Below are 26,037 nucleotides of genomic sequence, written 5' to 3' on the forward strand. Positions count from 1 at the left end.
CGGCCCGAAAGTCCCTGCCACGGAGTGCGGTTGGTCCCGGTTGGGTCTACGGGACCGGCGCGGCCGGGGTCGGCAAAGCCGGGGTGGGTCGGCACGCGCCCGCGCACCCGTGCGCCTGCTCAGGCGTGCCCTGCTCAGGCGTGCGGCACGACTGCGACCGGGCTGTGTGCGTGGTGGAGCACGGACTGGGTCACCGCCCCGAGCCGCGGCGCGCCCAGCGTGTGCTTGGGGGTGCGGCGTCCGAGCACCAGCAGCGAGGCGCTGCGGGAGGCCGCCACCAGCGCGCCGGCCGGGCTCCCGGGGTACAGCTCCGCCTCCGTGCGGACCTCGGGGTACTTCTCGCGCCAGCGGTCCAGCGCGTCCTGCAGCCGCAGTTGCTCGGCCGCCGCCAGCGAGTCCCTGATCTCCCGTTGGCCGACCGGGGCCTCGGTGACGTACGGACCGCCGTGGGGGACGTTCCGGCTCTCCACCGCGCGCAGGACGGCGCCGGTGTCGGCCGCGTGCCGGAAGGCGAAGGCGAGGACGGCGTCACACGGCCGGTCGCCCTCCACGCCCACGACGACGTCCCCGGGCGCCCCGCCCATGCCGTCCGCCCTGCCCCGGCCCTCCGCTCCACCCAGTCCGTCCGCTCCGGCGCGGACCAGCACCACCGGGCAGCCGGCCCGGGCGGCGGTGCGCAGCCCGACCGATCCGACCAGCAGGCCGGTGAAGCCGCCGAGGCCGCGCGACCCCACCACGAGCAGCTCGGCCCGCCGTCCGACGGCGGCGAGGTCGTCCGCCGGGCTCCCGGGGCGGATCTCGCAGGAGACGTCCAGCCCGGGCGAGACCGCCGCGATGCGGTCGCGGATCACCGCCACGGGCTCCGGCACCGCGCTCCCGCCGCCGAGGTCGCGCTCCAGCGCGTCGGCCTCCGTCCCGGCCACGTGGACCATCCGCAGTCCGAGCCCCCGCCGGAGCGCCTCCCGGGCGGCCCACTCCGCCGCCGCCGCGCTCTGCGCCGAGCCGTCGATCCCCACCACCACGCCGTACGACATGACTGCGACCTCCCTGAGGGCGTGTCGGACACGCCCTGGTCCCCGGCCGACCGCGGCGCCGGTGCGCACGGTCCCTACCGGTGACCAGACTCCCGCGCCGCCCACGGGCGGCCCCAGGGGTCGAGAGGCACCGTCCCGGCGCCGAAGGTCCCGGCCGCAGGTCGTCCGGGGGACCAGCCGCAGGTCGGCCGGGCCGGCTTCAGCCCTCCAGCGCGCGGGCGATCGGCAGGGTGTCGGAGGTCTGCCGCAGCTGGGTGATCCGGCCGTCCCGCAGGGTGAAGAAGTGGGCGAACCGCGAGGTCACCGGCTTGCCGGCGGCCGTGACGCCGAGGTAGCGGCCCAGCACGATGACGTGGTCGCCGTCCTCGAAGTACGCGTCGCCGATGCACTCGAACTCCCGGAAGTCCGCGAGGAAGGGGAAGAAGTCCCCGAGGATGCGGTCCAGGCCGTCGTACACGCCCCCGCGGGGGAAACCGTCCGCCACGTCCCACCGGGCGTCCTCGGCCACCACGGACCGGATGACGTCCAGGTCCCCCTTCGCGCCGTAGTAGCGCCGGACGACGGCGACCTGCGGAGAGTCGGACATGACGGGGTCCTCCCGGCGAGTGGAGCGGCGTGACGGGTCCTGGGAGGAGGCTACTCGCCGTGACCGCGATCGGACCACGGGTCGCACCGCCGTCGCACGCCCGTGCCGGGCCGCGCAGGGCCGCGGCCGCTCCGGTGGGGGTACCCGACGGCCGGCGCCCCCGGCGACGGGCGGCCGGGCGATGCGGTGCGCACACTGGAGTCAGACCGGTCGGCACGGAGGTCGCGACGTGGCAGCGGACGCAGCGGCGGGCAATCCCCTCATGCCGGACCCGTGGATCCTGCGTTTCGAAGGCTTCAACCCCGCGGAGGAGGGTCTTCGGGAGGCGCTGTGCGCGGTCGGCAACGGCTACGCGGTCACCCGGGGCGCCGCGCCCGAGTCGGTCGCCGACGGCGTCCACTACCCGGGGACGTACCTGGCGGGCTGCTACGACCGGGCGGAGTCGACGGTGGCCGGGCGCGTGGTCGCCAACGAGGACCTCGTCAACTGCCCGAACTGGCTGCCGCTGACCTTCCGCCCGGCGGGCGGCGCGTGGTTCACCGGTCCGCCCGCCGAGCAGGCACTGGAGCTGGACCTGCGCCGGGGCTTGCTGACCCGCACCGCCCTCGTCGTCGACGACCGGGGGCGGCGGACCCGGCTCGTCCAGCGGCGCCTCGCCAGCCAGGCCCGACCGCACCTGCTCGCCCTGGAGAGCACGTTCACACCGGAGAACTGGTCCGGCCCGCTGGAGGTCCGCTCGGGCCTGGACGGGAACGTCGCCAACACCGGCGTCGCCCGCTACCGGGGGCTGGCCGAGCAGCACCTCGTCCCGGCCGGTCAGGGAGTGGACGCGGCCGGGCGGCTCCGACTGGAGGTCGGGACGGCCGGTTCACCGCTGCGGATCGCCCTGTGCGCCCGGACGCGCATCGAGGCAGGAGCGGGAGCGACGCTGGCGACGGAGTGCCGCACCGGCTGGGCGGCCCACCTCCTCACGGTGGACGCCGAGCGCGGCCGGCCCGTCACAGTGGAGAAGACGGTCGCCCTGCACACCTCCCGCGACCCGGCGATCGGAACACCGCTGCGCGCCTCAACCCTGCTCGCCGCCGAGGCCCCGGGCTTCGACCGGCTGCTCGCCGAACACTCCCTGCGCTGGGCCGAGTTGTGGCGCCGCTGCCGGATCGAGGCGGACTTCGACGGCGCCGGACCGCTGCACCTGAACCTGTTCCACCTGCTTCAGACCTACTCCGAGCACTCCGCCGACCTGGACGCCGGCATCCCCGCCCGCGGACTCCACGGCGAGGCGTACCGGGGCCACGTCTTCTGGGACGACCTGTTCGTCCTGCGGCTGCTCAACCTGCGCTTCCCCGAACTCACCCGCGCCGTCCTCCGCTACCGCCACCGCCGTCTGGACGCCGCCCGCCGGCAGGCCCGGGAGGCGGGCCTGCGCGGCGCGATGTACCCGTGGCAGAGCGCGGGCGACGGCCGCGAGGAGTCGCAGCGGCTGCACCTCAACCCGCTGTCCGGCCGCTGGCTGCCCGACCACAGCCACCTGCAGCGGCACGTCGGCTCGGCGGTGGCCTACAACGTCTGGCAGTACTACCAGGCCACCGGCGACCGGGACTTCCTCGCCACGGCCGGCGCGGAGATGCTGCTGGAGATCGCCCGGTTCTGGTCCTCCGCCGCCACCTACGACCGGGGGCGCGGCCGCTGGTCGATCCGCGGCGTGCTCGGGCCCGACGAGTACCACGACGCCTACCCCTGGGCGCCCGGTCCCGGCCTGGACGACAACGCCTACACCAACGTGCTGGCCTCCTGGGTGCTGGCCCGCGCCCGGGACGCCCTGGACGCCCTGCCCGGCTACCGTCGCGACGAGCTGCGCGAGCGCCTGGCCCTCGACGCGCTCGAACTGGACCGCTGGCAGGAGGTCGGCCGGCGCCTGCACGTCCCGTTCCACGCGGGCGTCCTCAGCCAGTTCGACGGCTACGAGCGGCTCGCCGAACTCGACTGGACCGCCTACCGGAGCCGGTACACCGACCTGCGCCGGCTCGACCGGACCCTGGAGGCCGAGGGCGACACGGTCAACCGCTACAAGGCGTCCAAGCAGGCCGACGCGCTCATGCTCTGGTACCTGTTCTCCGCCCGCGAGGTCCGCGACCTGCTGCGGCACCTCGGTTACCCCGCCGGCCACGAACTGCTCCGCCGCACCACCGACTACTACCTCCGGCGCACCGTGCACGGATCCACGCTCAGCTCCGTGGTGCACGCCTGGGTGCTCACCCGCTCCGACCGCCGTGCCTCCTGGCGGTACTTCCGCGACGCCCTGGTGGCCGACCTCCGGGACAGCCAGCGGGGCACCACGGCCGAGGGCGTCCACCTCGGCGCCATGGCGGGCGCGGTCGACCTGCTGCAGCGCTGCTACACCGGCCTGGAGATCCGGGAGGACGCCCTCTGGCTCGACCCCCGGCTGCCCTCCGCCCTCGGCCGGCTGGAACTCGAACTGCGCTACCGGGGCCACTGGGGCCTGGTGGTCGCCGTCGACCGCGGCGCGGCCACCGTGAGCCTGCGCGAGGACCGGCAGGACCCGGTCCTGATCCGCTTCCGCGGCCGACCGGCCTTCGTCCGGCCCGGGGAGTCCCGCCGCTTCCCGCTCTGAGCCCGCGCCCGGCGCGGCCCGTCCGGTCTCCCGTGCCGGTCGGCGGGGCCGCGCAGGCCGCCGGGGCGGGGGGCGCTTCCAGCCGTCCGATGCCCCCGGACCAGAATGACCGGGTGATGACTGCTCTGGACCCCGCCGACGCCGCGTTCGCCCGCGACCCGTACCCGTTCTACGCCGCGCTGCGCGAGCAGGGCCGCCCGGCGGCGCCGGTGGCCCTGTCCAACGGGACGTCGGCGTGGTTGGTGACCGGCTACCGGCAGGCCCGGGCCGTCCTGGCCGATCCCAGATTCTCCAACGTCCCCGCACCGAAGACCGGCCCCCGCAGGGCCGAGGGCGCGACGGCCGGCGCGCGGTCCGTGCTGGAGCAGCACATGCTGAACACCGACGGCGCCGAGCACCGGCGGCTGCGCCGCCTGGCGTCGGTCGCCTTCACGCCCCGCCGGGTGGACGCCCTCACCGAGCGGATCGCCGGCCTCACCGACTCCGTGCTCGCCGAACTCACGGCCCGGGCCGGGCGCGGCGGGGTCGTCGACCTCGTCGACGGCTTCGCCTTCCCGCTGCCCGTCCTGGTGATCAGCGAGATCCTCGGCGTCCCCGAGCAGGACCGGCTGGACCTGCGCACCTGGACCTACCGCGTCGGCTCCCCCGCCGGCGCCCTCGCGCCGGGCGAGCTCGACCAGGCCTGGCAGAGCCTGCACCGGTACTTCACGCAGCTCATCGCGGAGAAGCGCCGCCGGCCCGGCGAGGACCTGTTCAGCCTGCTCGCCCGCGACGAGGACGAGGCGGCCCTGGACGACGGCGAGCTGCTGGCGATGGCCTTCCTGCTGCTCTTCGCCGGCTACGAGACGACGATGAACCTCCTGGCCTCCGCCGCCCTGCTGCTGCTCGGCCACCCCGACGAGCTGCGCGCCGCACGGCGGGACGGCGACGCCGGCTGGGCCGCGGTCGTCGAGGAGACGCTCCGGCACGCAAGCCCCCTGGAGGGGACCACCTGGCGGCGCGCGAGCGAGGAGGCGGACCTCGGGGACGGCACGGTCGTCCCGGCCGGCGCCTCGGTCCTGGTGGTGCTGGCGGCCGCCAACCGCGATCCGGCGGTCTTCACCGACCCGGACGCCTTCCGCCCCGACCGCTACGCACCCGGCAGCGACCGGGCGCTCCCGCACCTCGCGTTCGGCCACGGCCCGCACGTGTGCCTCGGCGCCCGGCTGGCCCGGCTGGAGGCCATGGTCGCGCTCCCCCGCCTCTTCGACGCCCTGCCGGACCTGCGCCTCGCCGCCGACCCCGGCACACTCCCCTACCGCCCGGGCCTCCTCGTCCGCGGCCCCCGCACGCTCCCCGTACGCCGGGTGCCGTAGGTGCCCTGACCACCGGCTCGTCGGCTCACCCGACAGCGGGCGTGGCCGCGGCGGGGTTTGGCGGAACGCGCCCGAGGGGGTGCACTGGAGGGGTGGTTGGGCGCATGACCGGGCGCGGACGGGTGTGGCTGGTCGTCCTGGGGACGGCGTGGCTGCTCTTCGCCGCGCTCGCCGTGCTGCTGGCCGCTCGCGCCTGGGCGCCGTTCCCGTTCGAGCGGGCCGCGGTCGAACGGAGTGCCGCGGGCCGGCCCGCGGCGGCCCGGTCGGCGGTGGTCGCCCTCACGGCGCTCGGCACCGGGGTGGTGCCCTACCTGATGACCCTGACGGCCGGAGTCGTCCTCGTCAGGGCCGCCCCCGCCCCGCGCCCGCCGCGCAGGACCGTGCTGCTGCTGGTGGCACCGTCGGTCTGGCTGCTCGCGGGTGAGATCCTGCGCCGGAGCCTCATGCAGGCCTTCGACCGGCCCCGCCCGCCGCGGCAGGACTGGGCCACGACCGCCGCCGGGTTCTCCTTCCCGTCCGGGCACACGTTCACCGCCGCGGTGAGCGCGGGCCTGCTGGCCATGGCCGTGGCCCGGGCGCGCCCCGCCGCGGCCCGGGCCACGGCCGCCGGCGCCGCCCTGTTCGCGGTCGCGATCGGCCTCAGCCGCGTCTACCTCGGAGTGCACTGGCCGCTGGACGTCCTCGGGGCCTGGCTCCTCGCCGCCGGCTGGCTGGCGATCGGCGGCGCGGCCCTGAACCTGCTCCACCGCTCCCCACCACGGAGCGACGTCGACGTCACCGGCACCGGTCGTCCCCCGCTCCCCCTGAAGCCCCCCGGCCGGACGCACTGACCCGGCGGAGACCGCCCGGTGGGCGAACCCCGCCGGCGCACCGCGCGGGCCGTCGGCCCGGACGCCGGTGGGTGCCCGGGCCCGAAACGGTCGGTCAGTGGCGGTCGGCCCACCAGCGGGCCAGCGCGACGACGGTGGGACCGGCCGCTGCGGCGAGGGCCCCAGCACGGCGGAGTGCATCCCGCCACAGCAGGGTCGGATCGGGTGCGGGCGTGCGGTCGACGGGTCGACGCGAACGGTGCTTGGCCATGGTGGCTCCTGCTCCTGGGAAGGGTGTGGGTCGCCGGGCCCGGCGTGGTGCCCCGAATCTCCCGCAGGGCGACCCGCGGTGTCCCGAGTAGCGGGCACGACATCGGCGACCACCCCTAAGCTGCTGGTCACGAGTGCGCGTGAGGCTCGCCCGACCTGCCCGGAACGGGCATCGGCCGAGTTCACGGGCAGCGGCCTGGTTCAGGGCACCCGACCGCTGCAACGGCCCGGGGAAAGGGGTAGCGGGTGGGGGCGCAGGTGCGTGAGTTGCACGCCCGGCTTCGCGGGCTGAGGGAGCGGGCGGAGGCGGCACGCGGGATGAAGGACAAGCCCTTCAGCCAGGCCGTGGCGGAGGCCTTGGTGCGGGCTTCCGGCCGTCCTGGCTCCGCAGAGTTCAGCGGGACGCGGATCAGTGACTGGGCTCCGGAGGACGTGGCCGACTTCAAGGTCCCCCAATCGAAGAGCGACGACAAGATCGTGGCACTCGTCCACCTCTGGTCGCAGTGGGCTGGCGAAGCCGTCGACAGGAAAGACGAGAAGTGGTGGCGCGAGCAGTTGGGCGCCGCGCGCGCAGAGCAGAAGGACGAACGAGACGGCCGAACCAGCGCAAGCGGCATCCCCCACAGCGAGCCCGAGCCGGAGAGCGTGACGACGGTCCGAGGCGTCCGCCTGGAGGTGCACCTGGCTGTCACTCCCCCTGGGGATCAGGACGGACCCGAGCCCCCGACCCTCACTCCCTACGTGTCACGCGCCCACGACGCCGTCCTGCGGGCCGCGCTGGAGCCGGCGCTCGCCGGCGGCCCGTCCCTGCTGGTGATGCTCACCGGAGACTCGTCCACCGGCAAGACCCGTGCCCTGTACGAAGCCCTGCTGGCACTCGCCGCCGACCGTCCCGTCCTGCGCCCTGCCACTGCCGACGACCTCCTCGAACTGCTGCGGTCCGACCGGATCACGAGCGGTACGGTGCTGTGGCTGAACGAAAGTCAGAACTTTCTGTACGGCGAGAGCGGCGAGCGCGCCGCCGCGGGCCTGCGCAGGCTGCTGGAGCGCCGGCCCGGAGTGGCGGCCGTCGGCACCCTGTGGCTCGATCCGTACTGGAGCGAGCTCACCCGGCCCGGGTTGTGGCAGCACAGTCAGGCCCTGGTACTCCTGACCGGCTCCGTCACCCGGCGGATTCCGGTCCCTGACACCCTGTCGGGCAGGGAACAGGCCGCATGGGAGGGGCTCGCCCGGCTGTGCGGAGACCAGCGGCTGCGCGCCGCCCTCACCGTCGGGGCGGTCGACGGTCGGGTGGTACAGCACCTGAGCGGCGGCCCGGAACTCCTCGCCGCCTACCGGGAAGGACCCGGGGGCCGCTTCACAGCGGTCGAGCACGCACTCGTGACGGCCGCGCTCGACGCCCGCCACCTGGGATACACGGGCGGCCTGCCCGAGGCCCTGCTGGCCGAGGCCGCCGACGGGGCGCTCACTCCGCGGCAACGACCCGCCGATCCGGCCTGGGCCAGCCAAGCGTTGGACGCCCTCACCACCGGTAGGCGCGCCGATGGAACCCGCACCGACATCCGCCGCACACTGACTGCCCTTACGGCAGTCCGTCTCCGGTCCGGTACGCCGGCGCTGTACGAACCGGCGGACTACCTGGACCAGCACATCCGTCGCCGCCCGGCCCGCCGGATCATTGCTCCCTCCCTGTGGCGCGCGCTCACCGACCACGCCGAGGCGCCCGACACCCTCGTGCGGCTCGCCGGATCGGCCAAGGAGCGCTGCCAGTACCGACAGGCCGTCCTGCTGTTCCGGAAGGCCGTCCGGCTCGGCCACGCATGGGCCCCGTCCATGCTCTACGAACTCCTCGCCGCGGCCGGACTCGATCCCCAGCACGACGGGGCTCGCTGGGTGGCCGAACACGCCGACCTCACCGACGCCCACGCCGTCGGCTGGCTCCTCCACCTCCTGTGCGAGGCGGGCGCGCACGATGCCGTCGACGTGTTGCTGGAGCGCGGCCCCGAATCCCGGATCGACCTCACGATCACGCCCGGCGTCGGATACCTGATCACGCTCCTGCGGTCGCTGGGCGCGGAGGACGCGATGCACATCCTGTGCGACCGGATAGCCGCCGACTCGCCGCTCACCGCCCCGGCCGGCTGGCTGCGAGTGCTGGGGGAGGCGGGCGCGAAGCAGGCCGTCCTCGTCCTGCTGGGCCGCCGCCCCGAGGTCCACGCCGACCTGACGCGCCCGGCCGATGTCGTCGAGCTGATCCGGGTACTGCGGAAGGAAGGTGAGCACGAGGCCGTCCGCGTGCTGCTGGAGGGCAGGCCCGAGCGCCAAGCCGACCTCACGCACCCCAGGGCCGTCGCGTGGCTGCTCACGGCGCTGCAGGAAGAGCGCGCGGACGAAGCCGTGCAGGCGCTCAGCCGCCGCGCTGCCAACCACACGCCCCTGGTCGATCCGGCCGCCCTCGGCGAACTGCTGTTGGCGCTGAAGAGCGCCGGCGCGGACGAAGCCGTCCGAGCCCTCGGCCTTCGCGCCGCCGCCGAGGTCCGCCTGGACGATCGCCTGGGCGATGTCGGGGAGTTGATCGGCGCGCTGCTACACGTGGGGGCTGACGAGGAGGCCAGCGTCCTGAGCCGTCGTGCGGCGATCGAGGTCGATACTTCCTGGCCGGACGACGTCGCCACGGTCCTGCGGGAGTTGCACGGCGCCGGCCAGGAAGCAGCCGTGGCCGCGCTACTGGACCGCCACCCCGAGGTCCAGGCCCGTCTCTCCGGGCCTCAGGAGGTGGCCGCGCTGCTCAACACCTTGGACGAGACCGGCCAGGGCGCGGCCCTGACAGCGCTGCTGACCCGCCGCCCCGAGGCCCACGCCCACCTGGACGATGCCTACGAAGTCGCCGTCCTCGCGTACATGTTGGAGAGCCTCGGCACCCACGAGGCCGTGGCCGCCCTGATCCACCGCGCCGTCACCGAGACCGACGCCGAGTTCGTCACGCAGATGCTCCGTGCGCTGGCGGAGTTCGGCGCAGACCAGGCCGAGGCCGTCCTGTGCGAGCAGGCCGCCGCCGGGGTCGACACCTCCGATCCGGTCGGCGTGGCACTGCTCCTGGAACTCCTACGGGAGGTCGGGGCAGCCGGGGCCGTCGCCGTTCTGAGCCGCCGCGCCGAGGACCACGGGGCAGCGGCCGTCGAGTCGAGGCGGTTCGGCCGTGATCTCGACGGGGATCGTGCGCAGCCTTGGAGCTGGCGGGATCTCCCGCCCTACTGCGCCGGCCGTCAGTCGGAGAGCGCTGGGTAGGGGACGAAGCTGCTGGTGTTCTCGTCGACCTGGAGCGGGCGGCCGATCGGCGGCGCGCTCCGCTGCGGGCAGACCGGGCGTTCACAGACCTTGCAGCCGAGGCCGATCGGGGTGGCGGCGCTCTCGTCGCCCAGGTCCAGTCCCGCCGAGTAGACGAGCCGCCCTGCGTGGCGGATCTCGCAGCCCAGGCCGATGGCGAATGACTTGCCGGGGCGGCCCCAGCCGCCCGGGGAGCGGGTGACGGCCCGCGCGGTCCACAGGTAGCGTCGGCCGTCCGGCATCGCGGCGACCTGGACGTGGACCCGGCCCGGGGCGGTGAAGGCCTCGTAGACGTTCCAGAGCGGGCAGGTGCCGCCGGTCCGGGAGAAGTGGAAGGGCGTCGCGGACTGGCGCTTGGAGACGTTGCCCGCCCGGTCGACCCGGACGAAGGAGAACGGCACCCCGCGCAGCCGGGGCCGCTGCAGGGTGCTCAGACGGTGGCAGACGGTCTCGTAGCCGACGCCGAAGTGGTCGGCGAGGTGCTCGATGTCGTAGCGCGCGGACTCCGCCTCGGCGTGGAACGCGGTGTAGGGCAGCACCAGCGCGGCGGCGAAGTAGCTGGCCAGGCCGATCCTGGTGAGCGACCTGGCGGTGGAGCCCTCCGGGGTGTCCTGGGCGGCGAGTTCGGACAGCAGGGGATCGTGCTCCAGGTACGCCAGTTGGGTGGCCATCCGGAAGGCCTGTTGGCCGGGGCGCAGCCGGTCCGACAGGCTGAGGACCCTGGCGCGCGGGTCGTAGCGGTGCAGGTGCTCGCTCCCGCTGACGGTCCGCACGCCGTGGCCGGAGGCGAGCCGCTCGGCCAGCACCGCCCTGACCCCGCCGCGCCGCAGGCCGATCACCGTGGCCAACTCCTCTGCCGCGGTGTCGAGTTCGTCGATGTAGTTGCGGCGGCGGTAGAAGAACTCGCGGACCTGCTCGTGCGGGGTGAGGGTGTCGGCCGCCGGGCCGCGTTCCCCGGCGAGGACGGCGAGTTGCTCCGCGACCGCCCGCCGGCTGCGGCCGAGGTCCATGAGCAGCCGCGCGACGGCGGGCAGGCGCGCGGCCAGCTCGTCGAGCTCCCCGGCGGTCACCTGCCCGGCGGCGACCTCCTCGCCGAGCGCTTCGCGCAGTTCGGCGGTGAGCCGGGCGCTGTCGGGCGGGGCGAAGTACCCGGCCTCGACCCCGAACGCCTCGGTCAGGCGCAGCAGGACGGGCACGGTGAGCGGGCGGGCGTCGTGCTCCAGCTGGTTGAGGTAGCTGGGCGACAGGTCGAGCAGCCGGGCGAGCGCGGCCTGGCTGAGGCCGCGTTCCTCGCGCAGGCGGCGCAACCTGGCGCCGGCGAAGGCCTTTCCCACGTCGTTCTCCCCCAACTGCGCGCAATCGGCCGACCGGTGCGGTCAGCCTAGCCCGCGGAGTGCGCGGCCGGCGCTTCGCAACCTTCGCACATTCGCGGAGCATCCTTCGCAGAAGTTGGCAGAGGTCCACCGGTGACGGCGGCTTCGCAGCCTGCCAGAGTCGGTGCTGCGGCCGGGAGATGCGCAGGACAGCAACGGAACACCAGGTCAGTCGCGGCTGGGTGGGCTGTCCCGGGCATCCACGTCCCGCGGTCTCGTACCGCCGCCCGGCATCACCCGGCCGCCCACTCGCCCTCGCGGTGAAGTGCGTCACATCCTTCGCAACTAGGCCCGCCCGGCAAGACCGGCCGGACAGGGCCTGGCACACCCTGGGGAGCAGACCCATGACTCAGTCGGTTCGGCAGCAGCAGGAGAAGCAGGCGGCGGAGCTCGCCGCCCGGTGGGCCTCTGACCCCCGGTGGGCGGGCATCGAGCGCACCTACACGGCCGCCGACGTCGTGCGCCTGTCGGGCACGGTGCGCGAGGAGCACACGCTGGCCCGGCGCGGTGCCGAGCGTCTGTGGCGGCAGCTGCACGAGCAGGACTACGTCCACGCCCTCGGTGCGCTCACCGGTGGGCAGGCCGTGCAGATGGTGAAGGCCGGGCTCCGGGCGATCTACCTGTCGGGCTGGCAGGTCGCGGCCGACGCCAACCAGGCCGGGCAGACCTACCCGGACCAGAGCCTCTACCCGGCCAACTCCGTTCCCCAGGTGGTGCGCCGGATCAACAACGCGCTGCTGCGGGCGGACGGGATCGACGCCGCCGAGGGCAGCGACGGCCCGGACTGGCTGGTGCCGATCGTCGCCGATGCGGAGGCCGGCTTCGGCGGTCCGCTGAACGCATTCGAGCTCACCAAGGGCATGATCGCGGCCGGCGCCGCGGGCATCCACTACGAGGACCAGCTCGCCTCCGAGAAGAAGTGCGGCCACCTGGGCGGCAAGGTGCTCGTCCCCACCGCCCAGCACGTCCGCACGCTCAACTCCGCCCGCCTCGCGGCCGACATCGCCGACGTGCCCACGCTGATCGTGGCCCGTACCGACGCGCTCGCCGCCAACCTGCTGACCACCGACGTGGACGAGCGCGACGCGCGGTTCTGCACCGGCGAGCGCACCGCCGAGGGCTTCTACCGGGTCGAGCCCGGCATGGCCCCGGTGATTTCGCGCGGTCTCGCCTTCGCCCCGTACGCGGACCTGATCTGGGTGGAGACCGGCACCCCGGACCTCGCCCAGGCCCGCGAGTTCGCCGAGGCGATCAAGGCCGAGTACCCGGACAAGATGCTCGCCTACAACTGCTCGCCGTCCTTCAACTGGAAGGCCGCGCTGGACGACGACCAGATCGCCAAGTTCCAGCGGGAGCTGGGCGCGATGGGCTACCGGTTCCAGTTCATCACCCTGGCCGGCTTCCACGCCCTCAACCACTCGATGTTCCAGCTCGCGAAGGGCTACGCCGAGCACGGCATGACCGCCTACGTCGACCTCCAGGAGGCCGAGTTCGCCGCCGTGCCGGACGGCTACACCGCCGTCAAGCACCAGCGCGAGGTCGGCACCGGGTACTTCGACCTGGTCTCCACGGCGCTCAACCCCGCCGCCGAGACCCTCGCCCTGACCGGCTCCACCGAGGCCGAGCAGTTCCACTGAGCCACCCCGGCGGTCTCGTCGGGGACGAGCCGCCTTCCACCCCGCCGCCCGGGGTCTCGTTGAGGGACGAGGCCCCGGGCGGCCTCCCACTCGCCTTCCACGCGCCTTCCACTCGCCTCCTTCGCCTCCTTCGCCTCCTGGAGCACCGGATGACCCAGCCCAGCCGCATCGAGATCCTCGGCGCACCCGAGGACCGCTTCGACGAGATCCTCACCCCCGAGGCGCTCGCCTTCCTCACCCGTCTGCACGAGGCGTTCGCCGGCCGCCGCACCGCACTGCTCGCCGAACGGGACCGCCGCCGCGCCGGGTTGGCCGCCGGGGGCACCCTGGACTTCCTCCCGGAGACCCGCACCGTCCGGGAGGACCTCGGCTGGCGCGTGGCCGGCGCGGGCCCGGGCCTGGCCGACCGCCGGGTGGAGATCACCGGCCCGCCCGAGCGCCGGATGACCGTCAACGCCCTCAACTCCGGCGCCAAGGTCTGGCTGGCGGACTTCGAGGACGCCACCGCCCCGACCTGGCACAACCTGGTCACCGGCCAGCTCAACCTGATCGACGCGATCGAGCGTCAGATCGACGACACCACGCCGGAGGGCAAGCGCTACTACATCGGGAACGACCCCGCCACCATCGTGGTCCGCCCCCGCGGCTGGCACCTGGACGAGCAGCACCTCCTGATCGACGGGCGCCCCGCGATCGGCGCGCTGGTCGACTTCGGCCTGTACCTGTTCCACTGCGGCCGGCCGCAGATCGCGGCCGGCTCCGGCCCGTACTTCTACCTCCCCAAGCTGGAGAACCACCTCGAAGCGCGCCTGTGGAACGACGTGTTCACCCTCGCCCAGGCCGACCTCGGCATCCCGCACGGCACGATCCGCGCCACCGTGCTGATCGAGACCATCACCGCGGCCTTCGAGATGGACGAGATCCTCTACGAGCTGCGCGAGCACGCCGCCGGCCTCAACGCGGGCCGCTGGGACTACCTGTTCAGCCTCATCAAGAACTTCGCCCAGCACGGGCCCCGGTTCGTCCTGCCCGACCGCGCCACCCTCACCATGACCCAGCCGTTCATGCGCGCCTACACCGACCTGCTGGTGCGCACCTGCCACCGGCGCGGCGCGCACGCGATCGGCGGCATGGCCGCGGCGATCCCGCAGCGCGACCCCGCGGCCAACGAGGCGGCCCTCACCAGGGTGCGGGCCGACAAGGAGCGGGAGGCGGGCGACGGCTTCGACGGCTCCTGGGTCGCCCACCCCGGTCTGGTCGCGACCTGCCGCACCGCCTTCGACGAAGTCCTCGGCGACCGCCCGCACCAGCTGGAGCACACCCGCGAGGACGTCGACGTCACCGCCGCCGACCTGCTGGGTGTCCAGCGGCTCTCCGCCGGCCTGCCCACCGAGCAGGGCCTGCACGCCAACGTGGCCGTCGCCCTGCGCTACCTGGTCGCCTGGCTCGGCGGCTCCGGCGCCGTCGCCGTCTTCGGCCTGATGGAGGACGTCGCCACCGCCGAGATCGCCCGCTGCCAGCTCTGGCAGTGGCAGCACCACTGCACCCGCCTCGCCGGCGGCTCCCTCGCCACCGCGGACCTGGTCCGGCGGCTGATCGACCGCGAGCGGGCCGGGCTGCTCGCGGAGCACGCCGACCCGGCGCTGGTGGACGATGCGGTGCGCATCCTGGAGGAGACCGCGCTCGGCGCGGAGCTGCCCGCCTTCCTCACCACCGAGGCCTACGCCCGCCACCTCGTCCGCACCACCGCCCCGGCCGCCTGACCCGGCCGGTCTCCGCATCGCCCCCGAAGGAGGCAATCGCATGAACGTCATCCGCCGTGTCGCCGTCGTCGGTGCCGGGCAGATGGGCTCCGGCATCGCCGAGGTCTTCGCCCGCGCCGGGCTCGACACCGTCGTCTGCGAGAGCGGGCGCGAGGCCCTGAGCGCCGCCCGCAGCCGGATCGACCGCTCGTTGCACCGCGCCGTCGACCGCGGCCGGATCAGCGAGGAACAGCGCACCGACGCCTGGGCCCACCTGCTCTTCGCCGACGACCTCGAAGCGCTCGCCGACCGGCAGCTCGTCGTCGAGGCCGTCGTCGAGGACGAACGCGTCAAGACCGAGGTGCTCACCACCCTGGACAAGGTGCTGGTCGCCGAGGACGCCGTCCTCGCCACCAACACCTCGGCGATCCCCGTCACCCGGCTCGGCATCACCACCGGCCGTGCCTCGCACGTCCTGGGCCTGCACTTCTTCAACCCGGCCCCGGCGATGCCGCTGGTCGAGCTGGTCAGCTCGCTGCACACCGACCCCGCCGTGGTCGGCCGAGTGGAGGCCTTCGCCGCGGACGTCCTCGGCAAGCACGTCGTCCACTCCCGGGACCGGGCCGGGTTCGTCGTCAATGCCCTGCTGGTGCCCTACCTGCTCGCCGCCGTCCGGATGGCCGAGGCCGGGCACGCCAGCCCGGAGGACATCGACGCCGGCATGGTTTACGGCTGCGCCCACCCCATGGGCCCGCTCGCCCTCGCCGACCTGATCGGCCTGGACACCGTCGAGGCGATCGCCCACTCCATGTACGAGGAGTACAAGGAACCGCTGTACGCACCCCCGCCGCTGCTCTCCCGCATGGTCGAGGCCGGACTGCTCGGCCGCAAGACCGGCCGCGGCTTCCACGCCCACCCGGCGGCCTGACGGCCCGTCCGTACCTCCCGCCGCCGGCCACCGGCCACCGGCAGACCCGATGCCCTGGAGACCGCGCCACCCGCGCGCTCCAGGGCGTCGCGCTGCCCGCGTTTCCCGGGGACGGCTCGGGCAGCCACCGGCCGGGCACCGCACGCGTGCGGTGCCCGGCCGGGTCGTACCGTCCTCGGGTCAGTCCGCCAGTTCCTCCCTCAGGCGGCGGGCGGCGCCGACCAGGCTGTCCAGGGAGGCTCGGGTCTCCGGCCAGCCGCGGGTCTTCAGGCCGCAGTCGGGGTTGACCCACAGGCGTTCGGCCGGGATCGCGGCGAGGCCGGTGCGCAGCAGGGAGACGGCCTCCTCGGTGCTCGGCACGCGCGGGGAGTGGATGTCCCAGACACCCGGCCCGACCTCGCGCGGGTAGCCCGCCTCGGCCAGCTCGCCGGCCACCTCCATGTGCGAGCGGGTCGCCTCCAGCGAGATCACGTCTGCGTCGAGGTCGTCGATGGCCGTCATGATCGCGCCGAACTCGGCGTAGCACATGTGGGTGTGGATCTGGGTGTCCGCCCGTACCCCCGAGGTGGCGAGGCGGAAGGCCTCGGTGGCCCACGCCAGGTAGGCCGGGCGGTCGGCGGCGCGCAGCGGCAGGGTCTCGCGCAGGGCCGGCTCGTCGACCTGGACGACGGCGGCGCCGGCGGACTCCAGGTCGACGACCTCGTCGCGCAGCGCGAGCGCGACCTGGCGAGCGGTGTCGGCGAACGGCTGGTCGTCGCGGACGAAGGACCACGCGAGCATGGTGACCGGCCCGGTGAGCATGCCCTTGACCGGGCGGTCGGTGAGGCCCTGGGCGTAGCGGAACCAGTCCACCGTCATCGGGTGCGGGCGGGAGATGTCCCCGGCCAGCACCGGCGGCCGCACGTACCTGGTGCCGTAGGACTGGACCCAGCCGTGGCGGGTGGCCAGGTAGCCGGTGAGCTGCTCGGCGAAGTACTGGACCATGTCGTTGCGCTCGGGCTCGCCGTGCACGAGGACGTCCAGGCCGGCCTTCTCCTGGTAGGCGATGACCTCGCGGACCTCGGCCTCCATCCGCTCCCGGTACGCCCCCGCGTCGATCCGGCCCGCCGTCAGGTCGGCCCGTGCGAGCCGCAGTTCGGCGGTCTGCGGGAACGAGCCGATGGTGGTGGTGGGAAGGAGCGGCAGGCCCAGCCGGGCGCGCTGGGCCTCGGCCCGCTGCGGGTAGGCCTGGGCGCGGCGGGTGTCGTCGGCGCCCACGGCGGCCGCACGGGCCCGTACGGCCGGGTCACGGGTGATGGGGGAGGTGGCGCGGGAGGCCAGGTCGGCGCGGTTGGCGGCGAGTTCGGCGGTGATCGCGCCAGTACCCTCCCGCAGCCCGCGGGCCAGCAGGGCGACCTCGGCGGCCTTCTGCTTGGCGAAGGCGAGCCAGCGGGCGATCTGCGGGTCGACGTCGCGCTCGGCCGCGGCGTCGATCGGCACGTGCAGGAGGGAGCAGGACGGCGCGACGTCGACCCGGTCGGCGAGACCGAGCAGCGTCGCGAGGGTGGCCAGCGACTTCCCGAGGTCGTTGATCCAGATGTTCCGGCCGTCGACGACCCCGGCGACCAGGCGCTTGCCCGGCAGGCCCCCGACTGCGGCGAGATCGTCCAGGTTGGCGGCGGCCGGGCCGGTGAAGTCCAGCGCCAGGCCCTCGACCGGGGCCTTGGCGAGCACCGGCAGGGCTTCGCCGAGGCGGTCGAAGTAGCTCGCCACCAGCAGCTTCGGCCGGGCGGTGAGGCCGCCCAGCTCGCGGTAGGCGCGGGCGGCGGCGTTCAGTTCGGCCGGGGTGCGGTCCTGGACGAGCGCGGGCTCGTCCAGCTGGACCCATGCGGCGCCCGCCGCCCGCAGGTGGGCGAGCAACTCGGCGTAGACGGGCAGCAGCCGGTCCAGCAGGGTGATCGGCTGGAAGTCGGCCGCGACGCCGGGCGCCGGCTTGGCGAGCAGCAGGTAGGTGATCGGGCCGACCAGCACCGGGCGGGCGGCGTGGCCGAGAACCAGGGCCTCGCGCAGCTCGGCGGCCGCCTTGGCCGGGTTCGCGGCGAACACCGTGTCGGGGCCCAACTCGGGCACCAGGTAGTGGTAGTTGGTGTCGAACCACTTGGTCATCTCCAGTGGCGCGACGTCCTGGGTGCCGCGCGCCATGGCGAAGTAGCCGTCCAGAGGGTCGGCCTCGACGGCCTCCCGGTGGCGGGCCGGGATCGCGCCGACGGCCACGGTGGTGTCCAGCACGTGGTCGTAGAGCGAGAAGTCACCGGTCGGGACCTCCTGGACCCCGGACTCGGCAAGCTGGGCCCAGTTCTCCCGGCGCAGGCCGGCAGCGGCGGTCAGCAGCGCCTCCGAGGTGACTGTGCCCTTCCAGTACCCCTCGATCGCCTTCTTCAGTTCCCGGTTACGGCCCTGCCGGGGGTAGCCGTACACGGTGGCCACGGTCGCCGCGGCTGCGGACTGCGCTGTCAAGGGACTCTCCTTCGCGAGCCTGATTCCTCTTGGTGCCCGGTGACGGCACGAAGGCGCGAAGGGGTGACGAACCGGACGGACGCCCGCACGTGGACGCAGCTCCGCCTGGTATGAACGCCGACCCGCCCACGAGGTCACCGGATTGCCGCGCGCGAAACGGTCGCGCACGGGCAGTGGCAGGTCTTCGGACTCGCGGGCACGGCCGCCCTGGTCCCAGGGCGGACACCTACTGGCCGTCGCTTCCCAGACCCTCCCGGGCCCAGTGCGTATGACGGCGGTCGTTCCCACTCACCGCTGCGGGGCAGTCCCGGATTCCCACCGGGTTCCCTCTTGCGACGCGCCTGCCTGGCGGACAGGGCGAACCAGCTGCACCGCCAGCTTAGGGGCAGGACGGCGGAAGCTGAACAGCGAATCGCTCAAATCGTCCGGATGCTGAGACCGGGTCGGCGTCAGGACCGGACGGCCGCGCGGCGTTCCCCGGAGCGGGAGGGACGTCGGAGCCGTCCGCGGCCTCGAAGCGCACCGTGGGTTCGAAGTTGGCGCGCCGGGCGGCCCGGCGGAAGACCGTCAGGACGGCCGGCCCGACGACCAGTACGGCCGTGAAGGTGGTGACGGCCCGGCCGGTGTCCCAGCCGAGCGAGGTGGCCAGGTCGAACAACAGGTAGCGGTGCCACTGTTCGGTGAAGGGCAGGCCCGGCAGGTAGGCGATGGAGCTGTTCGGGTCGGTCGAGAACGGCCAGAAGGACAGGTTGAGCAGGAAGCCGAACAGGTAACCGGAGAACGCCCCGTACACGGCCAGCATCGGCACCTCCCAGCGCCGGCGGGCCGGTGGGAGCAGTCCGGCTAGCATGCCCACGAAGGCGCAGCCGAACATCTGGTACGGCATCCAGGGGCCGACGCCGCCGGTCAGCAGGGCCGAGGCGAACAGCGAGGTGCAGCCGAGGGTGAAGCCGAAGCCGAGGCCGAAGACCCGGCCGGCCAGGACGAGGACGAAGAAGACCGTCTCCACTCCGGCCGTCCCGGCGCCGAGCGGGCGGAGTCCGGCGTTGACGGCGGACAGGACGCCGAGCATGGCGAGAGCCTTGGCGTCGATGCCGCCGGCCGCGATCTCCGCGATGACGACGGCGAGGACCAGGACCAGCAGGGCGCCGAAGATCAGCGGCGGTGCGTAGTTCGAGCCGAACTTCCCGGGGGCCACGACGAACGGCCAGGTGAAGGCGACGACGCCGATGAAGGCGGCCAGCGCGATGACGATGCGGGCCCGGCCGGGGATGCGCAGGGCGGTCATCGGGCGGCCTCCGCCGGTTCGAGGGCCCCGGCGACCTGCCTGGTGGTCAGGTACGGCAGGGGAGCGAGGATCTTGGCGGTCTGCGGGGCGAAGGTCGGTGAGGCCACGATGACCTCGGAGGTCGGGCCGTCGGCGACGATCTCGCCCTCGGCCATGACGACGACCCGGTCGGCGGCGGAGGCGACGAACTCGACGTCGTGGGTGGAGACCACGACGGTCCGGCCCTCGGCGGCGAGGGCGTCGACGATGCCGGTGAGCGCTTCCTTGGCCTGGTAGTCCAGCCCGCGGGTGGGTTCGTCCAGCAGCACCACCCTGGGTGCGGCTGCCAGTTGGATCGCCAGGACGAGGGCCAGCTGCTGGCCCTCGGAGAGGTCGCGGGGGTGGATGTCGTCCGGGATGCCGGGGGCCAGCCGGTCGAGGATCTGCCGGGCGGTCGGCCCTGCGGCGTGATCGGCCTCCAGGTCGCTCTGGGCCAGCTCCTGGGCGACCGTCTCCAGGTACAGCAGGTCGGTGGGGGTCTGCGGGACGAGGCCGACCAGTTGCCGGGCCCGGGCCGCGGGGAGGCGCTTGGGGTCCTCGGCCTTCCCGCCCTCGGCTGCGACGACCTTCACGCTGCCGCCCTGCCTGGGACCGGAGCCCTGGAGGGCCCAAAGGAGTGAGGACTTGCCGGAGCCGTTGCGCCCCATCAGGGCCGTGACCTCGCCCGCGCGCAGCTCCAGCCCGACGCCCCGGACGGCGGCCACCTGGCCGTAGCGCACCACGACCCGCTCGGCGGAGAGCACGGTCTCGCCGGTGGCCGGTTCGCGGCGCGGCGCCGGTGCCGGGCGGTCGGCCAGCCGCTCCCGCAGCGGAGCGGCCGCCCGGCGGGCGTCCCGGACCGAGAGCGGCAGCGGCTGCCAGCCGGCCAGCCGGCCGAGGTCGACCACGGGCGGCGCGATCACGGTGTCCCGGAAGACCTCGGCGGGCGGGCCGTGCACGACGGTCCCGTCGCCGGGCAGGTAGGCGACGCTGTCGGCGTACTGGACGACGCGCTCCAGGCGGTGCTCGGCGAGCAGGACGGTGACGCCGAGGTCGTGCACCAGCCGGGTGACGGCGGCGAGCACCTCCTCGGCGGCGGTCGGGTCGAGGGCGGAGGTCGGCTCGTCCAGGACCAGGACGCGCGGGTGGGCGGTGAGGACGGAGCCGATGGCTACGCGCTGCTGCTGGCCGCCGGAGAGCTCGTGCAGGGCGCGGTGGCGCAGGTCGGCCAGGCCCAGCAGGTCGAGGGTCTCCTCGACGCGCTTGCGCATGACCTCCGCGGGGATCGCCAACTGCTCCATGACGTAGGCGAGCTCCTCCTCCACCGTGTCGGTGACGAAGCCCGCCAGCGGGTCCTGGCCCACCACGCCTACCACGTCGGCGAGTTCACGAGGCGGGTGGTGGGCGGTGTCGCGGCCGTCCACGGTCACCCGGCCCCGCAGGGTGCCGCCGGTGAAGTGCGGCACCAGCCCGTTGACGGCACCGAGCAGGGTCGATTTGCCGACGCCCGTACGACCGACCACCAGGCAGAGCTCGCCCTCCGGGACGTGCAGGTCGACGTCGCGCAGGACGGGCGAGGTCTTGCCGTCGTACACGACACTCACCTGGTCGAATCGGATCACGTGCTCACCTCGGAGGTCGTGCGGTCGGTGCGGTTGCTGTGACTGCTGCCGCCGGTGCGGGCGTCCGGGCGCTGCGCGGGCGGGGCGACGGGTTCGGGCGTCCGGCCGGGCGGCGGTGCGACGATCCCGGCGGCGCCCGCCAGCAGCAGGGCGAGCACCGGGACGAGCGGCAGCGTCGGCCAGGTCAGCGGGTAGAGGGAGGGGTTGAGCTCGGTGGCGTCGTAGCCGACGGTGGCGAACAGCAGGACGGCGGCGGCCACGCCGCAGCCGGCGACGCCCCATTCGGCCGCCCGCCAGCGGTCCGGCCGGTAGGTGGTGCGTCGCACCCGGCGCCCGCCCAGCAGCAGGCCCGCCACACAGAGCACGGCGCCGGCGAGGAAGGCCGGCAGTCCCAGCGCGGCGGGGGCCGTCCCGTCCAGGAGCCCGTACACGCCGGCGCAGAGGCCGCACATGCCGAGCAGCATCAGGGCACCGGTGAGCCGGCGGGAGCGACGGGAGGCGGTGCCGGAGCGCCCGTAGCCGCGCGAGTCCATCGCGGCGGCCAGGTGCAGCGAACGCTCCAGGGCGTCCTCCAGGACCGGCACCACGATGCCACGCAACGCGCGGACGCCCTTGCGCTGCCCGGCACGCAACCGCCGCGCCCGGGCGACGCGTTGGACGCTCTGCACCAGCTGCGGCGCGACGCTCAGCGACACCGTGACGGCGACGCCCAGCTCGTACAGCGCACCGGGCAGGACACGCAGGGCCCGCTTGGGGTTGGCGAGGGTGTTGGCCGCGCCGATGCAGCAGATCAGGCAGGCCAGCCGCAGACCGTCGAAGGCCGCGGAGAGCGTGGCCTCCAGGGAGACCGGTCCGCCGATTTGGATCCCCGCGTACCAGGCGGGCGTGGGGATGTGCGGCAGGGAGAAGAGCAGGTGGTCGTGCGGGGTGATGCCGGTGGCGAAGATGCAGCGGAAGACCACCCGGATCGCCACCACGGTCAGGGCCACCCACAGGTAGTAGGTGAAGCCACGCGCCCACGGGGCCTCGGTCCGGCGGGCGGTGACCACGTACCCGAGCACGGCGAGGACGAGCAGGAGCAGCAGCGGGTTGGTGGTGCGGCTGGCAGCGGTCGCCAGCGCGAGCGCCCACGTCCACCAGGCCAGCGGGTGCAGGTTCCGCGGGCTCCGTCGGCCCCCCGTGCCCCACCCGGGGGCGGGGGGCGGGGAGCCGGCGTCGTGCTTGTCGGTCAGGGCCACCGGATCACTCGGCCTGTCGGCGGCGACGGCGCGCGGTCATCACGGTGACCGCGCCCAGGACCACCACGAGGACGGACCCCACCACGGCGGGGACCATGGAGCCGGAGTCGTGCGGGGCGTCGGCCACCGGAGCCGCGTCCACCACCGGCGGGCCGTCGGCGTGTGCGGTCGACCCGCTCCCGGGGTCGGTCGGGGTCGCGGACGCCTCGGCGGACGGGGTCGCCGACGGCGTGTCGGTCGGCTGCGCGGAGGGTGCCTCGACCGGTACCGGTGTGGCGGGTACGGGTGTGGAATCGGGCCCGCCCGGCGGGGTAATGCCGTCCTCCGGGGTCTCGGCCGTGCCCTTTGCCGGCGGCGTGCCGGGCGCGGGCGGACGGGCCCCGCCCGTCGTGGGCTTCGCGGGGGCCGGGCCCCGGCCCGTGCCGGAGCCTCCGGACGTGCTGGAGCCGTTGGTGGTGCCGGCGGTACCGGAGCCACCGGTGCTGCCGCTCGAACCCGAGCCGCTGCCGCCGGAGGAACCGGATCCACCGGACGAGCCCGAGCCACCGGAGGAACCGCCCCTCGTCCCCCCGGAGGTGCCGCCGGTGCCACCGCCGACCCCTCCCCCGCCGGCCGGCGGCTGGGGCGGCTCGGGCGTGGCGGCGGAGCCGCCCGGGGTGGTGTTGTGCGCCCGCACGCTGTCCGGCGAGAAGGTCGGACGGCCCTCGGTGCCCTCGATGTTGGTGCCGCCGAAGATCCACAGATCGACGCTGCCGGGCTTCGGCTGGTAGCTCATCGCCCCGAGCTGGCTGTAGGACCACTCGTTCTGCCCCGGGTCCGCGTGCCAGTACGACCAGTAGGCCGTGGCCGGGGGTGTCAGCACGCACTTCTCCTGGTCCGCGGTCGGGAACTGCTTCCCGCCCTGGAACCCGCTGTAGCCGATGCGGCAGATGAACGCCGGGCCGTCGTGGCCGGTCCCGGTGGTCTTCCAACCGCCCTGGTTGAGCAGGGCGTAGCCGGTGGTCGGCGTGGTTCCGCAGGAGCGCAGCAGCGGGCCGCCCCACCTGCTGAGGTCCACGGCGAGCACCACCCCGGAGGTGGTGGTGCACTGCTCGATCGGCAGGGGTGCGGCGGAGGCCGGGTCCGCCCCCGCCCCGACGCCGCCGGCGGCGAGGGCGAGGGTCAGGGTGGCGGCCCCGGACAGCCGGCCGAGTCGCCGGATCACCGGTGCCGCCCCGGGGCGGAGGCCGTACGGCGGCGGGCGACGAGGACGGCTGCCGCGCCGATCGCGGTCAGCAGGCCGGCGGTGCCCGTCAGCACCAGGGCCTCGGTGCCGGTGCCGGCCAGTGCGCCGGTGCCGGTGCCGGTGCCGGTCCGGACCGGAGCGCCATCGACCGGAGCGCCATCGATCGGGCCGCCGCCGACCGGGCCGTCGACGACGCCGGCGGCCGCAGGGTCGGACGGCCGCAGGGTGGTACCGGTGCCGCCGGCGGGCGTGGTGGTGGAGCCGGCCGTGGGCGTCGGGGAACCGGTGCCGGTCGGGGTACCCGTCCCGGTCGGGGTCGGCGTACCCGTCCCGGTCGGCGTCGCAGTACCGCTGGGCGTCGGAGTCCCCGTGGAGGTCGGAGTACCGGTCGGAGTCCCCGTCGGCGTCGGCGTGCCCGTCGGCGTCGGCGTCGGAGTACCGCCCAGGTTCCGGGACAGCGTGCCGAAGGAGATCCCGGTGGAACCGCCGACCACCTGCGTCGACGCGCGGACGTCCGATCCCTGCTGCCCGGCGGACGCGACGTTGAACCCGCCGTCGCCGTTCTGCTGGCCGGCGAGGAAGTCGAGCGCCTTGGCGATCTGCCCGCCGTAGGCGGCCTTGCGCAGCGTCATGCCCTGGACGGCGAGGGCCGCCGAGTTGGTCGAGTGGCCGGCCGCGCCGGGGAAGCCGCCGTCGGAAAGCTGCTGGGCCGCGAGCCAGGCGAGCCCCTTGTCGACGGCCGCGGCGGCCTCGTCACCGGGGACGAGGGCGAGCGCCATGAGGGCCATCGCCGTGCTGTCCACGTCGGAGTCGCCGGTGGCGGGTATCAGGCTCGGCCAGGAGCCGTCGGCGTGCTGGAGGCTCTTCAGGTAGGCGATCGGCGCGGCGGCGTTCGTCGCGTCGTCGGCGCGCAGCTGGGCCATGATGCCGAGCGCCTGGGAGAACACCGACGTGGCGTAGGTGTAGTTGCCGGAGTCCGCGCAGCCGGTGTTCTGGTCGGCCTTGGCACAGACCGCCCGGTCGAGCGCGGCGATCAGGTCGTGGCCGCCGAAGGCCCGGGGGTTGCGCCCGACGATCTCGGCGAGCAGGGCCTCCTTGCCGATCGAACCGCCGCCCGCGTACTCGGTCCCGACGGCGGTCCAGTCGTTGACGGTGCGGTCGTTGGGGTCCTTGCCCTGCTGGTCGAGGAAGTCGACGATCTTGCGCAGCGTGACGTCGTCGGTGCCGGTCGCCGCCAGGGCGTAGGCGCCGTCGATGGTGAGGCCGAAGTCGGCGAAGGTCGGGAAGGCCTCGTAGTAGTGACCGTCGATCAGACGGGCCGGATCGGTCAGGTACGTGCTGCCCTTGCCGAGGTCGGGGGTGCGCCCGGCGTCGTGCAGCAGGGTCGTTCCCGTCACGGGGTGGGCGTCGCAACCCCGGGCGGCACCATCGCCCCGGCTGAGGTCGACCGTCACGATCGCCCCGGATGCCGCGGCGCACTGCTCGACCGGGTCGGCGGCGGCCGTACCGGGGTGTCCGAGCAGGACCGCACCGCAGGCGGCAGCCGCGACGGTCCCGGCGACGACGAGGGACGCGAGGTCCCGGCTTCTGTGGCGTGCGCGACTGCTGCTGACCCTCACGACGACTCCCTGGTCGGTCGACGCGGGAGGCAGCGGCGCAGCCGACGGTTCCCGGGCAGGCACCGTCGCGACCGCGTCGTAGTCCGCGACGACGCATGTGCTGTGTGAACAGTCCCCCGGTCCAGGCATTCCGGCTCACCCACCCGGAGGTGGGTCCACGGTTGCGGGTCAGCGCCGGAGTTGGACCGGCTTCCCCTGAATACCGAGGGTGAAAATCGCTTCATCAGACCACGGCGCCTGACGGAGAGTCAACGGATCGTCATGTCGATCACATCACCTGCGCGCCGGGCTCCTCGGAGGGTGCCCGGCGCGCCGCGTGCGGCGACACACCGGTGTCAGGGCGCCGTGATTCCCGGCTGCGCGCCGGCGCCGAAGGACCAGCCCTCGACGTCCCCGGGCGCCGGGTTGTAGCTGCCCGCGCCCAGGTTGCTGTACGACCAAGGGCCGCCGTGCTGGGCGTGCCAGTACGACCAGTAGGCGCCGCCGGTCGGGTTGGTGCACGTCGTCGGCAGTGCGTTGATCTTGCACACGAAGCCGGGGAAGCGCGGGTGGAAGGCCCACGAGAATCCGGCACCGGTCAGCGCGGCGAGGCCGGTGGCCGGGTCGCCGGGTGCGCAGCCGGTCTCGATGCCGCCGCCGACGGCGGTGAAGTCGACCACGACGGTGACGCCGGTGGTGCCACTGCAGGCCGCGGCGTGGGCCTGCGGGGCCTGGACGGCGGAGGCGCCGAGCAGGCCGGCGGTGAGGGCCGCCACGGCGGCGATCGAGCCGAGCGTGCGGCGCGCGGGGCGGGCCGGGGTGAGGGTGTCGGTCATCGGAACTCTCCTCGTGGGGTCGG

The 26,037-nt window shown here is 74.4% G+C and carries 18 protein-coding genes and 2 riboswitches; of the genes, 7 read left to right on the top strand and 11 right to left on the bottom strand.

Annotation, left to right across the window (positions count from 1 at the left end):
• Positions 1–134 precede the first annotated feature (134 nt).
• A complete protein-coding gene (locus ACIPSC_RS07040; RefSeq protein WP_400823818.1) occupies positions 135–1,034 on the bottom strand; it encodes a universal stress protein in 900 nt (299 codons plus the stop codon).
• A 199-nt stretch (positions 1,035–1,233) separates the two neighbouring features.
• The gene (locus tag ACIPSC_RS07045) at positions 1,234–1,620 is read right to left on the bottom strand and encodes a nuclear transport factor 2 family protein (protein ID WP_400823820.1); all 387 of its coding nucleotides are present in this window, start codon (positions 1,618–1,620) and stop codon (positions 1,234–1,236) included.
• A 229-nt stretch (positions 1,621–1,849) separates the two neighbouring features.
• Between ACIPSC_RS07045 and ACIPSC_RS07050 the strand changes: the two genes are divergently transcribed.
• The 3 genes from ACIPSC_RS07050 to ACIPSC_RS07060 all read left to right on the top strand — a co-directional run bounded on the left by ACIPSC_RS07050 (position 1,850) and on the right by ACIPSC_RS07060 (position 6,437).
• On the top strand, positions 1,850–4,252 hold the full coding sequence (locus ACIPSC_RS07050; RefSeq protein ID WP_400823822.1) for a glycoside hydrolase family 65 protein: 2,403 nt from the start codon (positions 1,850–1,852) through the stop codon (positions 4,250–4,252).
• Between the two features lie 116 nt (positions 4,253–4,368).
• Positions 4,369–5,607, top strand: a complete 1,239-nt coding sequence (locus tag ACIPSC_RS07055) for a cytochrome P450 (RefSeq protein ID WP_400823824.1) — start codon at positions 4,369–4,371, stop codon at positions 5,605–5,607.
• 104 nt (positions 5,608–5,711) lie between these two features.
• Positions 5,712–6,437, top strand: a complete 726-nt coding sequence (locus tag ACIPSC_RS07060) for a phosphatase PAP2 family protein (protein ID WP_400823826.1) — start codon at positions 5,712–5,714, stop codon at positions 6,435–6,437.
• Between the two features lie 94 nt (positions 6,438–6,531).
• On the opposite strand, the gene ACIPSC_RS07065 is transcribed toward ACIPSC_RS07060, so the two are convergent.
• The gene (locus ACIPSC_RS07065) at positions 6,532–6,687 is read right to left on the bottom strand and encodes a hypothetical protein (RefSeq protein ID WP_400823828.1); all 156 of its coding nucleotides are present in this window, start codon (positions 6,685–6,687) and stop codon (positions 6,532–6,534) included.
• Between the two features lie 317 nt (positions 6,688–7,004).
• On the opposite strand from ACIPSC_RS07065, the gene ACIPSC_RS07070 reads away from it, so the two are divergent.
• Positions 7,005–9,974, top strand: coding sequence for a hypothetical protein (locus tag ACIPSC_RS07070; RefSeq protein ID WP_400823829.1), 2,970 nt, complete (start codon positions 7,005–7,007; stop codon positions 9,972–9,974).
• On the opposite strand, the gene ACIPSC_RS07075 is transcribed toward ACIPSC_RS07070, so the two are convergent.
• Positions 9,953–11,347 (bottom strand): short-chain fatty acyl-CoA regulator family protein, encoded by a 1,395-nt coding sequence (locus ACIPSC_RS07075; protein ID WP_400823832.1) that lies wholly within the window; start codon positions 11,345–11,347, stop codon positions 9,953–9,955. The two genes, ACIPSC_RS07070 and ACIPSC_RS07075, sit on opposite strands and share 22 nt — an antisense overlap.
• A gap of 383 nt (positions 11,348–11,730) precedes the next feature.
• Here ACIPSC_RS07075 and aceA point away from each other — a divergent pair, with 383 nt between their 5' ends.
• The 3 genes from aceA to ACIPSC_RS07090 all read left to right on the top strand — a co-directional run bounded on the left by aceA (position 11,731) and on the right by ACIPSC_RS07090 (position 15,693).
• A complete protein-coding gene (gene aceA, locus ACIPSC_RS07080) occupies positions 11,731–13,023 on the top strand; it encodes an isocitrate lyase (protein ID WP_400823834.1) in 1,293 nt (430 codons plus the stop codon).
• 149 nt (positions 13,024–13,172) lie between these two features.
• The gene (gene aceB / locus ACIPSC_RS07085) at positions 13,173–14,786 is read left to right on the top strand and encodes a malate synthase A (protein ID WP_400823836.1); all 1,614 of its coding nucleotides are present in this window, start codon (positions 13,173–13,175) and stop codon (positions 14,784–14,786) included.
• A gap of 40 nt (positions 14,787–14,826) precedes the next feature.
• Positions 14,827–15,693: a 3-hydroxybutyryl-CoA dehydrogenase gene (locus tag ACIPSC_RS07090; protein WP_400823838.1), complete on the top strand. Its 867-nt coding sequence runs from the start codon at positions 14,827–14,829 to the stop codon at positions 15,691–15,693.
• A 180-nt stretch (positions 15,694–15,873) separates the two neighbouring features.
• Here the strand turns inward: ACIPSC_RS07090 and metE are convergent, their stop codons facing one another.
• The 7 genes from metE to ACIPSC_RS07125 all read right to left on the bottom strand — a co-directional run bounded on the left by metE (position 15,874) and on the right by ACIPSC_RS07125 (position 26,014).
• Positions 15,874–18,189: a 5-methyltetrahydropteroyltriglutamate--homocysteine S-methyltransferase gene (metE, locus tag ACIPSC_RS07095; protein ID WP_400823840.1), complete on the bottom strand. Its 2,316-nt coding sequence runs from the start codon at positions 18,187–18,189 to the stop codon at positions 15,874–15,876.
• Positions 18,190–18,346: 157 nt separating this feature from the next.
• Positions 18,347–18,571: riboswitch (cobalamin riboswitch) on the bottom strand.
• The gene (locus ACIPSC_RS07100; protein WP_400823842.1) at positions 18,569–19,477 is read right to left on the bottom strand and encodes an ECF transporter S component; all 909 of its coding nucleotides are present in this window, start codon (positions 19,475–19,477) and stop codon (positions 18,569–18,571) included. It overlaps the preceding riboswitch by 3 nt.
• Positions 19,474–21,117, bottom strand: coding sequence for an ABC transporter ATP-binding protein (locus ACIPSC_RS07105; protein WP_400823844.1), 1,644 nt, complete (start codon positions 21,115–21,117; stop codon positions 19,474–19,476). The genes ACIPSC_RS07100 and ACIPSC_RS07105 overlap by 4 nt, the downstream gene beginning before the upstream one ends.
• On the bottom strand, positions 21,114–22,355 hold the full coding sequence (locus tag ACIPSC_RS07110; RefSeq protein WP_400823846.1) for a CbiQ family ECF transporter T component: 1,242 nt from the start codon (positions 22,353–22,355) through the stop codon (positions 21,114–21,116). Before ACIPSC_RS07110 ends, ACIPSC_RS07105 begins: the two co-directional genes overlap by 4 nt.
• A 4-nt stretch (positions 22,356–22,359) precedes the next feature.
• Entirely contained in the window at positions 22,360–23,559 is a 1,200-nt protein-coding gene (locus ACIPSC_RS07115) for a hypothetical protein (protein WP_400823848.1), read from the bottom strand.
• Positions 23,556–25,199, bottom strand: a complete 1,644-nt coding sequence (locus tag ACIPSC_RS07120; protein WP_400823850.1) for a prenyltransferase/squalene oxidase repeat-containing protein — start codon at positions 25,197–25,199, stop codon at positions 23,556–23,558. The genes ACIPSC_RS07115 and ACIPSC_RS07120 overlap by 4 nt, the downstream gene beginning before the upstream one ends.
• 102 nt (positions 25,200–25,301) lie before the next feature.
• A riboswitch (cobalamin riboswitch) is annotated at positions 25,302–25,445 on the bottom strand.
• An 89-nt stretch (positions 25,446–25,534) separates the two neighbouring features.
• Positions 25,535–26,014: a flagellar hook-length control protein FliK gene (locus ACIPSC_RS07125; RefSeq protein ID WP_400823852.1), complete on the bottom strand. Its 480-nt coding sequence runs from the start codon at positions 26,012–26,014 to the stop codon at positions 25,535–25,537.
• Between the last annotated feature and the right edge of the window lie 23 nt (positions 26,015–26,037).

The sequence above is a fragment of the Kitasatospora sp. NPDC090091 genome (genome assembly GCF_044747365.1).
Taxonomy (GTDB): Bacteria; Actinomycetota; Actinomycetes; order Streptomycetales; family Streptomycetaceae; genus Kitasatospora.

Bases quoted from the DNA above. Each gene is read 5' to 3' on its own strand.
- ACIPSC_RS07090 (WP_400823838.1), top strand. From the start codon at position 14,827: ATGAACGTCATCCGCCGTGTCGCCGTCGTCGGTGCCGGGCAGATGGGC.
- ACIPSC_RS07125 (WP_400823852.1), bottom strand. From the start codon at position 26,014: ATGACCGACACCCTCACCCCGGCCCGCCCCGCGCGCCGCACGCTCGGC.
- ACIPSC_RS07065 (WP_400823828.1), bottom strand. From the start codon at position 6,687: ATGGCCAAGCACCGTTCGCGTCGACCCGTCGACCGCACGCCCGCACCC.
- ACIPSC_RS07045 (WP_400823820.1), bottom strand. From the start codon at position 1,620: ATGTCCGACTCTCCGCAGGTCGCCGTCGTCCGGCGCTACTACGGCGCG.
- ACIPSC_RS07100 (WP_400823842.1), bottom strand. From the start codon at position 19,477: ATGACCGCCCTGCGCATCCCCGGCCGGGCCCGCATCGTCATCGCGCTG.
- ACIPSC_RS07060 (WP_400823826.1), top strand. From the start codon at position 5,712: ATGACCGGGCGCGGACGGGTGTGGCTGGTCGTCCTGGGGACGGCGTGG.
- aceB (WP_400823836.1), top strand. From the start codon at position 13,173: ATGACCCAGCCCAGCCGCATCGAGATCCTCGGCGCACCCGAGGACCGC.
- ACIPSC_RS07055 (WP_400823824.1), top strand. From the start codon at position 4,369: ATGACTGCTCTGGACCCCGCCGACGCCGCGTTCGCCCGCGACCCGTAC.
- aceA (WP_400823834.1), top strand. From the start codon at position 11,731: ATGACTCAGTCGGTTCGGCAGCAGCAGGAGAAGCAGGCGGCGGAGCTC.
- ACIPSC_RS07040 (WP_400823818.1), bottom strand. From the start codon at position 1,034: ATGTCGTACGGCGTGGTGGTGGGGATCGACGGCTCGGCGCAGAGCGCG.
- ACIPSC_RS07070 (WP_400823829.1), top strand. From the start codon at position 7,005: ATGAAGGACAAGCCCTTCAGCCAGGCCGTGGCGGAGGCCTTGGTGCGG.